The following is a 12043-nucleotide window of genomic DNA, read 5'->3' as shown; positions in this document are numbered from 1 at the left end:
CACCGCACCGAGCGCCATCACCGGACCACGGAAGGCCTGGACCCTGCCAGGCCGGTCCGGTGCGCACCACCACGCGGCCCGGCCACCCGGCGCGGGACGCACAGGACCGAACGACGGACGACCCGAGCGGTCACGACCAGGTGAGGACAACCGACATGACCAGCAGCACCCCGACTGTTGACGTACCTTCCCCGGACGTGGCCGCGGTGGCCTCGCCGGGGAAGGACCGCGGCGACACTCCCGCCGAATACCACCTGGACGCCACCGAAGTCGCCCAGCTGGAGGAGGCCGCCGCACGGCTCCGTGACGCCCACGGGGCGCCCGGTCTGCCGGACTTCTACGACCACGCCCCCACGGCCGAGGAGCTGCTCCCCGCCGGCCTGCGGAGATTCCTCCTCTCCTACCGCAGGACCGAGAGGACCGCCGCATGCCTGGTGCACGGCTTCCCGGTGGACGACGCGCTGATCGGACCCACACCCGACCACTGGCGCCGGGCCATCCGCTCCGACGCGGCCCGGTCCCAGGAGCTGTGGCTGGCGATGTGCGGCATGGTGCTGGGCGACCCGTTCGGCTGGGAGACCCTCCAGGAGGGGCGCATCATCCAGAACATCCTGCCGATCCGGGGCGACGAGCTGCGGCAGAGCGGCTACGGCAGCGAGAGCCTGCTGGAGTTCCACACCGAGGACGGCTTCCACCCCAACCGCTGCGACTACCTCCTGCTCCTCGGGCTGCGCAACCCCGACCTGGTGCCGACCATCGTCGCCTCCGTCGGTGACGTCCGGCTGAGCGAGCACGACCGCGCGGTGCTCGCCGAGCCCCGCTTCCGGATCATGCCGGACACCGAGCACATACGGCAGTTGGAGGCCCTGGACCCCGCACATCCCGCGCTGGAGAAGCTGTACGGGATGATCGACAGCGCCGTTCCGACCGCCGTTCTGTCGGGCGACCGTTTCCATCCCTACCTGCGCATCGACCGGCCGTTCATGGACGTCGCGCCGGGGGACACCGAGGCAGAGGGCGCGCTCGACCGGCTGATGGCCGAGCTGCACCGGGTACAGCGGGACGTCGCGGTCGGCCCCGGCTCACTGCTCATCGTGGACAACTACCGGGCCGTGCACGGCCGCCGGTCGTTCACGGCCCGGTACGACGGCACCGACCGCTGGCTGAAGAAGCTCACCGTCAGCCGCAACCTGCGCCGCAACGTCAGCGGATACGTACTCGGCAACCACCGCGTCATCGTCTGAGCCGGTCGGGCGGAAGGAGCAGGAGAGGCATCATGCGCACAGTCATCGTGTCCGGCGCGTCCAGCGGTATCGGACTCGCCACCGCCGAGCGGTTCGCCCGCTCGGGCGACCACGTGGTCAACCTCGACATCCAGGCACTCACCGGCGGCGCGGCGGACGGCCCTCGCGAGGGGGGCGGTGAGATCCGGACGGTCATGCTCGACATCGCCGACTGGACCGCCGTGGGTGCGGCCGTCGACCGGGTGCACGCCGAGCGCGGCCGCATCGACGTCGTCATCGCCAACGCGGGCATCAGCGTCCGGCACTCCATCCTCGACCTCACCGAGGCGGACGCCCGGCGCACCCTGGACGTCAACCTGATGGGCGTCCTGGCCCTGTGGCGGCACGCCGTTCCGCACATGCTGCGCGAGGGACGCGGAGTGCTCCTGGCGACGGCGTCCGTCAACGGGTCGCGCGGCTACCCCCTCTACGCGGACTACAACGCCAGCAAGGCGGGTGTCGCCTCGCTGTGCCAGACCTTCGCCGTGGAGCTGAGTCCGCTGATCAGGACGGCGTGTGTCGCCCCCGGCGCCGTACTGACACCCATGCAGCGCGCCGAGTACACCGACGCGATGCTCGATGAGGTCAACGAACGCATCCCGGCCCGGCGGCACGCCCTGCCCGAGGAGATCGCGGACGTGTTCCACTTCCTGGCCTCGCCGCAGGCAGCCTTCATCTCCGGTCAGCAGTTCACCGTGGACGGCGCGGAGACAGCCGGTGCCACCACGGCGTTCTTCCCCGGCCCCACCGAGCCGATGCACTGACCCGGACGGCGGCGCCCAGCCGCGTCCGCCCCGCGCCCTTCCGCCGTCGCCCGTCCGCCCCCGCGCCCTTCCGCCGTCGCCCGTCCGCCCCGCGCCCTTCCGCCCGTAACCGAGTCCGAGGAAACCGCCCCATGGACACCCGCCCCGCACTCGATCAGGGCCCGCTCGACGCTGTCGATCTGGCCGACCCGCTCCTGCACGCCCACCACGACCTGGGACCGTTGTGGCGCCGACTGCGGGACGAGGCGCCGGTGCACTGGCAACCCGAGAGCGACGGCCGCCCGGGGTTCTGGGTGATCAGTGGTTACGCGGACGTCGCCACGGTGCTCAGCGACAGCGCGAGCTACACCTCGGAGCGGGGCAACGTGCTGGACACCCTGCTCGCCGGCGGTGACTCGGCGGCCGGGAGGATGCTGGCCGTCACGGACGGCCAGCCGCACAAGGCGCTGCGCAGCGCCCTGCTGAAGCCGTTCTCGCCGCGATCCCTCGCCGTGGTGGTCGAGAGCGTGCGGCGGGGTACCCGGCGGCTGGTCGAGGAGGCGGTGGAACGGGGCGAGGTGGACTTCGCCGCCGACGTGGCCGCGCACATCCCGCTCGCCGCCATCTGCGACCTGCTCGGCGTGCCGCCCACCGACCGGCAGCACATCATCGAACTCACCTCCTCCGCCCTCTCCACCGAGGACGGGCTCCCCGACGAGGAGGCGACCTGGGCGTCGCGCAACGGACTGCTGCTCTACTTCTCGGAGCTGGCCGCCGCCCGGCACGCCAAACCGTACGACGACGTCGTCAGCCTGCTGGTGACCAAGGAGATCGACGGGCGGCCCCTCACGCACGAGGAGATCGTCTTCAACTGCTACAGCATCATCATGGGCGGCCACGAGACGACCCGCTTCTCGATGGTCGGCGGGCTCCAGGCGCTGATGGAGCGGCCCGGCCAGTGGCGGGCCCTCAAGTCCGGCGAAGTGGCGACGGACTCGGCGGTCGAGGAGGTGCTGCGCTGGACGAGCCCCGCCCTGCACAGCGGGCGGACCGCGACCCAGGACCTCTTCCTCGGCGACCAGTTCGTCGAGGAGGGCGACATCGTCACCACCTGGCTGGCCTCCGCCAACCGCGACGGCCGGGTCTTCGCCGAGCCCGACGAGTTCGACCTGGCGAGGACCCCCAACAAGCACCTGTCGTTCGCCTACGGGCCCCACTTCTGCCTCGGCGCGTTCCTGGCCCGCGCCGAGCTGACGGCCCTCCTGGAGAGCCTGCGCGACCTGGTCGCACAGGCTCGTCCGACGGGCCCCCCGACCTACGTGTACTCCAACTTCCTGAGCGGTCTCTCGTCCCAGCCGGTGAGCCTCACCGGAGAGCCGGCGGGGCGCCGAGCACCGCTGAGATCGTCTGCCGGGGGCGGGTGCCCGGGAACGAGCGACCGCCGGGCAGCACCCGGGCCCGCTGCTCCGCCGGTGTGTACGCGGCCCACGGCCTGACCTCTGCCACCGGGGCCACCGTGTCGTCGTCGCCGAGCCAAGTTCCGGCAAGGCAGCCGGGCGGCAACTTCGGCGGGGCGGCGGCCTTTCGGTCCGATGGCCGCGCCTCGACGACGGGCCGGTTCCACCTCCCTTGGCCAGGGTGACTGACGAGGCGTCATGACGCCCTGAACAGGCGGTCGGTCGGATTGCCCGACAGGATCCTAGGCCCTGTCGTCGAACTCCCGCCTGCCCCGCGGCGCCATGCACGCACTCTCGCCGCACCGGGCACACGCCCGAGTACGTCCAGTACGCGGACCTGCGCCCGGCACACCGAGAGCACGCACCTGACCCCGCAGGGCCGCCCTTCGGGCGACGGCGGGAGTTCGACGACAGGACCTAGTTGCCGCGCGCTTGCCGGGCCCGTTGCCTGGGCCCGGTCACCGGCAGGTCCTAGCGTCGACGGCATGACTCACACTCCTGCCGCCATCGGCACCGAGGCCATCGCTCCCGTGGTGATCGGTATGGTCCAGGTGGTCGCGCCCCGCAAGCTGGACCGGATCGATCTGGACCACCGGCTCGTCGGTGACCTCGGCTTCCACTCCTTGGTCCTCGCGGAGCTCGGATACAACCTGGAGGATCTCTTCACCCTCCAGGCGCTGAATCCCGAGGCCGCCATGAAGCTGGAACGGGTCAGTGACGTGATCGAGCTGGTCAGCGCCGAGGTGGCCGCGGGCCGGGCGGAGCTGCCCGACGCCGAAGCACTGAGCGGCATGTTCAGCCGCTACGGCGTCGACAGCCCCCTGGTATGAGCGGCCACGCGGGCGAGCGCCCGGCCCACGCGCTGGTCGCCGATCTGGAGCGGACGCTCGGTGACCCGGCCGCCGGGAGCGGCCCCTTCAGCTTTGCCGAGATCGTGGCGCACGAGGAGACCGACAGTCTTCCACCAGGAGCGGTGGAGCTGCTCGGATCGTGGGGCTTCTCCGGTTACCTGGTGCCCGAGGAGTTCGGCGGCCGGCTCCGGAACCTCGAAGACCTCTTCCTGCTCACCCGTACGCTCGCGCGCCGCAATCTGACGCTCGCGGTGATGTTCGGCTCCGCCCTTCTCGGGGTCAACTCGGTCTGGCTGTGGGGGAACGACGAGCAGCGCGCACGGGTCGCGCGTGCCCTCCTGGACGGAGAACTCGCCTGCTTCGCGGTGTCCGAACCCGACCACGGCAGCGATCTCGGCACGAACGAGACCATTGCCGAGTCCGACGGTGACGACTTCCTCCTGACCGGGGAGAAGTGGCCCGTCGGCAACGCGACCCGGGGCCGCTTCGTTACCGTGTACGCGGCGATCGACGGTTCGCGCTCCTCTCTGCTGCTCCTTGACAAGGAGCAGCTGGAGCCAGGCAGTTGGACCAACCACCCGTTCGTGAGAACGGTCGGGCTGCGCGGTCACGACCTCAGCGGGATCACCTTCGAACGTACCAGGGTGCCCGCCGGCGCACTCCTCGGCCGTCCCGGCGCAGGACTGGTCGGAATCCTTCAGGTGCTCCAGATCACCCGTACGGCGATCGGAGCACTGTCCATCGGCACCATGGACTCGGTGTTGCGGATCGCTCTGCGGCACGCGCGTGAGCGAGTGCTCTACGGGCAGGAGATCTACCGGCTTCCGGTCATCCGGCGGCATCTGGTCCACTCCCATGTGGACCTGCTGATCGCGGAATGTACGGCGCTGCCGGTGGCGCGTTCGCTCTCCATCGTGCCGTCCCGGCTCAGCCTGTGGTCGTCCGTGGTCAAATACCTCGTCCCGACCCTCGGCGAGGAGGTGGTGCAGGAGGCGGCCAGGGTTCTCGGAGCCCGGAGCTATCTGCGGGAAGGCGTGGCCTCCGGCGTGTTCCAGAAGCTCCAGCGCGACCATGCGATAGCGAGCATCTTCGAGGGGACCACGCACGTCAACCTCCACAGCATCGCCTCCCAGCTCCCCGCGGTGGCGCGCGTGGCCGACCGTCCCGCCGTCGGCGGGGAAGAGGTGCTGCGGCAGCTCTTCGACTGGTCCGAGGACGCCCCGCAGTGGCATCCGTCGGGCAGGGCGCTGCGGCTGACCAACGCCAGCGAGGACGAGATCACCCGGGGCTGGGGCCCGGCCGCCGCCGAGGCCCGCCGGATCGCGGAACGCGAACTCGTCGGGCCCGAGGGCGCCGCGCTCGTCAAGGTTCTCGGCGAGCTGTCGCGGCGCCGGACCGACTTCTACGCGCGGATCGCCGCCGAGGCGCCCGACGCCGCCTCCACGCAGGGGCAGGATCAGGCCACCGAGCACAGCGTCCACCACGCGGCCGCCTCCTGTCTCTACACCTGGCTCTACTCCTTCGAGCGGGAGCGTGCGGCGCCGGGCGGCAGTGGATGGCTGGTGCTGGCGCTCCAGCGACTGCTGCGGCGGCTGGACCACACGACCGAGCTGGAGGAGAGCTGCCTGCCGTGGCTGGAAGAGCTGATGCTGTCGAGCCTCGAAGGCCCGCGGCACTTCTCGATCCAGGCCGTCAGGTCAGCTGCCGGGCGGGCGTCGGTATGAGCGGGGCACCGTCCCCGGCGGCGCGTCAGATGGCCCGGCGCCAGGCGCTGCCCGCGAGCACGGGCCGGTCGCAGCCCTGCTCGGCGGAGCGTCCGAGGTCGGTCGAGGCTTCCTCCTGTGTGACCCAGTGCCGCACGAGTGCGTGGACCCCGTATCTGTACTGCTGCCCGCCCCGATGGATCTGGACCAGTGAGACGTCGGCGAGTTCGGCCAGGAGATGGGCGACGCGGGTGCTTCCGAACCCCCCGCCCGGCTGGGCCGGGATCGCGTCCAGGGAGAACGTGGCGGGAAGCGAGGACAGTTCGCGGAGGAGCTGGCGATGAGGGGGAGGCAACAGTTCGTAGCTCCACCGCACGCTGTCCGAGAGCGTGCGGTGCCGCGACAGGTCGCCGGCGTCGACGTGTGCGAGCAGGTGGAAGAGCGTCCTGTCGTGCAGAAGGGTGGTGAGAGGGAGGGATCTGAGCCCTCGCGCGGCCACTTCTATCGCGAGTGGCATGCCGTCGAGGAGCCGGCAGAGCTGCTGCACCAGCGGCATGCGGTTGCCCAGGTCGAGCGTCGGCAGACTTGCCCGTACCCGGCGGAGGAACAGCTCCACCGCGCTCGGCAGCTCGGTGTCCGAGCCGTCCCGCTGGTCGCACGAGAGCGGCTCGACCTCCCAGGTCTCGGCCGCGCCGACGGCCAGGGCGCGGCGCGAGGTCACGATGATCTGGAGCCCGGGGTGCTCGTCGAGGAGCTGCCGCGCGATCCGCGCCGTCTGCTGCGAGACATGCTCGGCGCTGTCCAGGACCAGCAGCCGCCGTCCGAGCCCGGCACCGCCCCGCGCACCGCCTTCGTTACTGGTCAGGCGCCGTACTACACGCGTCAACTCTGCCGCCGAGGCTGCGGGTTCGAGATGCTGGGGCGGGATGTCGTGCAGTTCGGCGACGGCCACTCCGCCCTGGAACAGCGGGCGCAGCCGGGATGCCGCTGCCAGGGCGATGCGGGTCTTGCCCACGCCGCCGGGTCCGGTGAGAACGATCAGCCGGCTGCGCTGTGCGGCGGAGAGGACGTGCCTCAGGTCGGCCTGGCGGCCCACCAACGCGTCACCCAGGGGCCGGGGGCCCTGCCACGACGGGAGCGCTGCCGGGTCGGAGGGGACGTCCGGGGGCTGCCCGAGCGCCGGCCTGCGTCCGCTGTCCCAGGGCGCCGGCTCGGAGAACGCGGTGGCGGTGGCGCCGAGCGCGGTGAGCAGCAGGCTGACGGAGGTCCGACGGGGATTGGTGTTGGAGCCGGTCTCCAGATTGCGGATGGTCCGGACACTGACGCCGGAGCGGTCGGACAGCTCCTCCTGCGTCCAGCCGGACAGCCTGCGTTGATTGACCAGGAAGTCGCGGAGCTGGCGGATGTCTGTTCTGTCGAAAGAGTAGTGTTCCTTCAGAATCGGCATGTAAGTCCCCCGTGATTATTAACAGTGCCAGTCGTGCGCATCCCCGTGATGCGAAAATCCGGTCGCCGCATTCTTTATGAGAGCGGTGGTACCGATAGGCGAGCCGTGGCGTTTGTAGCGCCGAGAGGTTCGCGTTTGCGCTGACGAGCGGCTCAGTGAGACATCTCCTGCAATTACGGAGGACCCTACTCCAAGACCTCATCCGTGTGGGAGATGTGGAGGCGGCAGAAAATTCGGCCGAGTAGCTCGGCTCCGACCGCTCCGGCTTTGACCGGCTGTGACGCGTCGGTAAGCGCGCGGCCCACCGGTGTACATGCTGAAATCCTCAGCATGTGCCTATGCGCACCTTGTGGAGCGAGTACTTGGGGAGGCAGGGGTACGGCAGGGATCTGGTCGCCCGTACGGCCTGCGCAGCCCCCGTCGAAGAGGCGGGAAACCGAAGTTCAAGGTGTCCAGCACTGATCGGTAGCCTTTCCTGTCTGGGGCGTCGGATCGGACTTCGACGAGTCATCCTGCCCCCTGCGGATCCCGGTCACGTCGTCCTTCCGGGCGCCCGGACAGGAAACGCCGCACTCTCCCGAGGTCGATCGGGGCTCCCGGCCCCGAAGGGGAGTTGACCGAGTCGACGAACGCTCATGACGGCCCGAAAGTACCGCATCGGCGCGCCCAAGAACAGGTAAGATTGGCTTAAAATAACATTACTGCATGATGAAGCTCACCTGTTTCGCTGGGTTGATTGTTTCCGATTGTCCTAATTTTTCCCTGCTTTCGGTGCCAAATCGTCCAGGAGGTCAGGCGATAAATAGCTGGCCGAAAGTGCCACCACGGTCAGGAGGAGGCCGGAACGTGCCGCCCAGCGGCCGGCGAACCCGGCTGGGCCGGGGGACGAAGCGGGTGGTTCGGGCGTCGGGGGGACCGCGAGGAACGTGCCGTCGGGCCGCAGCCGAACGGTGAAGTCCCGAAAGCCGAAACGGGTTCCCGTCCACGGCGAGAGGGCCTTGTAGGAAGCCTCTTTGGCGCAGAAGAGCAGACGGTCCAGCGGCAGACCGACGGCCGAGGGGAAGTCCTGCCGCAGCCAGCTCGCTTCGACGTCCGTGACGATCCGCTCCGCCATGAAGCGGGAGAGGGGCTCCCGCGGTTCCGCGTCGATGCCCAGAGCGGCGAAGTCCCTGGTCAGCGCGACTGCGGCCGCGCGATAGTTCCGGCAGTGGGTCATGCTCCCCACGACCCCGGCAGGCCAGCCGGGTGCGCCCAGGGGGCCGGGTACCAAGGGCGCCGGGTCCACCCCGAGAGCGGTCAGCGCCGCACGGGCGCACCCGCGCACCGTGGTGAACTCCTTGCGCCGCTCGTCGAACACCCCCTCCACCACTGCCTGTTCGGTGGCGAAGAGGGGGACGGCGCCGTCCGGGCCGTCGTCGTCGAACGCCTCCCGCGCCCGCACCCCGGTGGGCACCACCTCAGCGATCACGCCTCGCCTCGCCTCCTCCTGCTCCACAACGGGTCACGTGGGCGTCGCGATTCTCCCGGTAGCGGTGCACCGGTCCCGCCGCCGGGGGTTCGATCCGGTGGCGGGCCGGAACCGCGCCGGGCCCGTCGAGGCGTCCGACCGTGGTCCGGTCCACCGAGCGGCAATTCCCGCCCCGTGAGTTGCCGGTGCGCTGCCTGGCCCGGCCCGTTCCCTATCGACCAGCATGCATCGCAGGTCGGCGGCGTACGCCCGGACGAGCGTGCAGACAAAGGACAGGGGACGACAGCCATGGCGCAGGCGCGTCCCGAAGAGCCCGGGCCGGCTCCGGCCGGCCCCCCGTCACTGTGGCGGGACCGCGACTACATGTACTGGTGGTCCGGCAACGGTCTGTCGACGCTGGGCACCAGCGTCTCGACGCTCGCCTTCCCGCTCCTGGTCCTTCACCTGACCGGATCCGCCACCCAGGCCGGCGTGATCACCGTCCTCCACATGGTCGGCAAACTGGCTACCCTCGCGGTGGGCGGGGCGCTGGCGGACCGGGTGTCCCGCCGCGCCATCCTGTGCCTCGCACCGCTGGTCCAGGCGGTGTCGATGGGCGTCGTCGCCCTGCTGGTGTACCGGGGCGCCCCCTCGATCACCGCGATCGGCACGATGGCCCTGGTCAGTGGTCTCGCGGCCGGCCTGCGGGTCGCTGTCTCGATGCCGGTTCTCCGCAGGATCGTGCCCAAGGAGCAGATAGCGAACGCGACGGCCCAGGGCATGGGGCGCGACATGGTCGCCCAGCTGATCGGCGCTCCGCTCGGTGGCCTGCTCTACGCGATGGGCCGCTGGATCCCGTTCCTCTTCGACGCGGTCTCCTTCCTCTTCGTCACCCTGGGCTCCCTGTTGATCCGCCGGCCTCTCGGCCCGGACCGGCACCCCGGCGACGGGCCCAGGTCCAGCCTGGCCAAGGACGTGGGCGACGGCCTGCGCATGATCCGGCGCAGCGACTACCTGGTGTTCACGCTCATCTGGGGCGCTGTACTCAACGCCGTCGCCGAGGGCTTCATCCTGCTCTTCGTGGTGCTGATACAGCACCGGGGAGGCGGGCCGACGGCGGTCGGTCTCGCCACCTCGCTCGCGGTCACCGGTGGTGTCATCGGAGCGGTCCTCGGCCCTTTGCTGATGGGCAAGCTGGGCGCACGGCGGGTCCTGATCATCTCCGCGTGGGTCTTCATGGCCTCCTTCGCCGTGGTGGTGTCGGTCTCCCAGCCGTGGCAGATCGGCCTGGTGGTGATGGTCGCCATGATCAGCATGGTGCCGATGAACGTCGTGACCGAGTCGTACGAGGTCCGGCTGGTCCCGGACCAGTACCAGGGCAGAGTCGCGGCGACCAGCCGCTTCTTCGTCCAAGGGGTCCAGTGGATCGGCCCGTTGGGCGCGGGCATCCTCGCCGACGCGGCGGGCGTGGAGCGGGCCATCCTGGTGCTGGCCGCCGCCATGGCCCTGCTCGCCATCACCCTGCACGCGGCGCGGCGGTATCTCAGGGTGCTCGACCTCCCGCTGGCCGACGTGGCGGAACTGCTCCCGCCGGGCGCCCCGCCCACCGGCGAGGAGAGCGGCCCGGCGAACCCTCCGGAGGAGGACGACAGCCCGACTCCGGCGACCGGGACCAAGACGCTGGGAGAGGCACAGCAGCGATGACGGGCCACGGCCCGCCGGCCGGAACACATGCCCGCCGACCGGAAAACATGCCCGCCGACCGGAACGTATGAAGGAAGTCATGGAAGATCTTGTTCAGCCCATATCGCTGACGGACGCCGCCGAAAGCCTGCGGACGGGCGCTGTCGAGCCGCGGAAGTACGCGGCCAGGACCATCGAGCGCATCGCGGAAGTGGACGGTACCGTCCAGTCCTTCGTGGCGGAGCCCGGCCGGGCGGACCGGTTGGCCCACGCGGCCCAGGAAGCCGGCCGGCGCGGGACGGAGCCGGGAGACCGGCCTCCGCTGTATGGAATCCCGGTCGGGATCAAGGACATCATCCACGTCGAGGGGCTGCCCACCGGGGCGGGTTCGGCGCTGCCGCCCGAGGCCCTGGCCGGAGGGCAGGCCACGGTCGTGGACCGCCTGCTCAAGGCCGGGGCGGTCATCGCGGGAAAGACGGTGACGGGCGAGTTCGCCGTCACGGCGCCGGGGCCCACCCGTAATCCCCACCGCCCCGAGCACACTCCGGGCGGAACGAGCAGCGGCTCCGCCGCGGCCGTCGCCGCGGGTCTGGTGCCCCTCGCCATCGGTACCCAGACCATCGGGTCGCTCATCCGCCCCGCCGCGTACTGCGGAGTGGTCGGCTTCAAGCCCAGCCACGGACGCATTCCGCTGGACGGTGTCCTCCCCGTCGCCCCGACCTTCGACACCGTCGGCATGATCACCGCCCGGGTCGCCGACGTCGCGCTGGCCGCGAGCTGCCTGTGCGACGACTGGCGGTCCGACCGTGCGACCCCCGGCCGGCCGGTGCTCGGCATCCCGGAGGGCCCGTACCTGGACTTCGCCGAGCCGGAGGCCCGGAGCGCCTTCGACGAGCAGGTGGCCGCGCTGCGCACGGCCGGCTACGACGTCGTGAGCGTCCCCCTGTTCGAGAACTTCGAGGAAGAAGTCTTCGACTTCTTCGTGATCAACCTCTACGAGCTGTCCCAGGCGCACGCCGACTGGTTCCCACGCTACGAGGAGCTCTACGACGAGCGCACCGCCGAGGCCATCCGCCAGGGCCAGGGCGCCCAGGCGTCCGACCACGCCGACTCGCTGGCGCGACGCGAAGCGTTCCGTGACCGGCTGGCCGCCTCCACGACCGAGCACGGCGTCGACCTGTGGATCACTCCTGCCGCCACCGGGCCGGCTCCGCTCGGCCTGGAGAGCGCCGGAGACTCGGTGATGTCCCTGCCGTGGAGCGGCGTCGGCCTTCCGTGCCTCACCATCCCCACCGCCCGTCCCGCGGGCGCCCTGCCGCTCGGCTTCCAGTGCGTCGGCCGTGCCGGTGAGGACGAGCGCCTGCTGCACTGGGGACTCGACCTCGAAGCCGTACTCACCACCCCGGGGACCGATACCCGTGAGAGCTGA

Annotated in this window: 9 protein-coding genes; 7 read left to right on the top strand and 2 right to left on the bottom strand. The window is 70.7% G+C overall.

Annotated features, from left to right (window positions below):
* Positions 1 to 155 precede the first annotated feature (155 nt).
* The 5 genes from gntD to ACH4KB_RS07415 all read left to right on the top strand — a co-directional run bounded on the left by gntD (position 156) and on the right by ACH4KB_RS07415 (position 6058).
* Complete coding sequence (gntD, locus tag ACH4KB_RS07435; protein WP_398064524.1) at positions 156 to 1244, top strand: guanitoxin biosynthesis L-enduracididine beta-hydroxylase GntD; 1089 nt, start codon at positions 156 to 158, stop codon at positions 1242 to 1244.
* A gap of 32 nt (positions 1245 to 1276) precedes the next feature.
* Positions 1277 to 2047: an SDR family NAD(P)-dependent oxidoreductase gene (locus ACH4KB_RS07430; RefSeq protein ID WP_398064522.1), complete on the top strand. Its 771-nt coding sequence runs from the start codon at positions 1277 to 1279 to the stop codon at positions 2045 to 2047.
* A 131-nt stretch (positions 2048 to 2178) separates the two neighbouring features.
* On the top strand, positions 2179 to 3522 hold the full coding sequence (locus ACH4KB_RS07425; protein ID WP_398064520.1) for a cytochrome P450: 1344 nt from the start codon (positions 2179 to 2181) through the stop codon (positions 3520 to 3522).
* 446 nt (positions 3523 to 3968) lie between these two features.
* Positions 3969 to 4313: an acyl carrier protein gene (locus tag ACH4KB_RS07420; protein ID WP_398064518.1), complete on the top strand. Its 345-nt coding sequence runs from the start codon at positions 3969 to 3971 to the stop codon at positions 4311 to 4313.
* Positions 4310 to 6058, top strand: a complete 1749-nt coding sequence (locus tag ACH4KB_RS07415; RefSeq protein ID WP_398064516.1) for an acyl-CoA dehydrogenase family protein — start codon at positions 4310 to 4312, stop codon at positions 6056 to 6058. The genes ACH4KB_RS07420 and ACH4KB_RS07415 overlap by 4 nt, the downstream gene beginning before the upstream one ends.
* Before the next feature lie 25 nt (positions 6059 to 6083).
* On the opposite strand, the gene ACH4KB_RS07410 is transcribed toward ACH4KB_RS07415, so the two are convergent.
* Both ACH4KB_RS07410 and ACH4KB_RS07405 read right to left on the bottom strand, forming a co-directional pair.
* Positions 6084 to 7484, bottom strand: coding sequence for a helix-turn-helix domain-containing protein (locus tag ACH4KB_RS07410; protein WP_398064515.1), 1401 nt, complete (start codon positions 7482 to 7484; stop codon positions 6084 to 6086).
* 751 nt (positions 7485 to 8235) lie between these two features.
* Entirely contained in the window at positions 8236 to 8952 is a 717-nt protein-coding gene (locus ACH4KB_RS07405) for a 4'-phosphopantetheinyl transferase (RefSeq protein ID WP_398064513.1), read from the bottom strand.
* 288 nt (positions 8953 to 9240) lie between these two features.
* Between ACH4KB_RS07405 and ACH4KB_RS07400 the strand changes: the two genes are divergently transcribed.
* Both ACH4KB_RS07400 and ACH4KB_RS07395 read left to right on the top strand, forming a co-directional pair.
* Positions 9241 to 10635: an MFS transporter gene (locus tag ACH4KB_RS07400; protein ID WP_398064511.1), complete on the top strand. Its 1395-nt coding sequence runs from the start codon at positions 9241 to 9243 to the stop codon at positions 10633 to 10635.
* A 79-nt stretch (positions 10636 to 10714) separates the two neighbouring features.
* Positions 10715 to 12043, top strand: coding sequence for an amidase (locus tag ACH4KB_RS07395; RefSeq protein WP_398064509.1), 1329 nt, complete (start codon positions 10715 to 10717; stop codon positions 12041 to 12043).

Source organism: Streptomyces sp. NPDC017520 (assembly GCF_044329855.1).
Taxonomy (GTDB): Bacteria; Actinomycetota; Actinomycetes; order Streptomycetales; family Streptomycetaceae; genus Streptomyces.
This window is presented reverse-complemented; position numbering and strand designations above follow the sequence as displayed.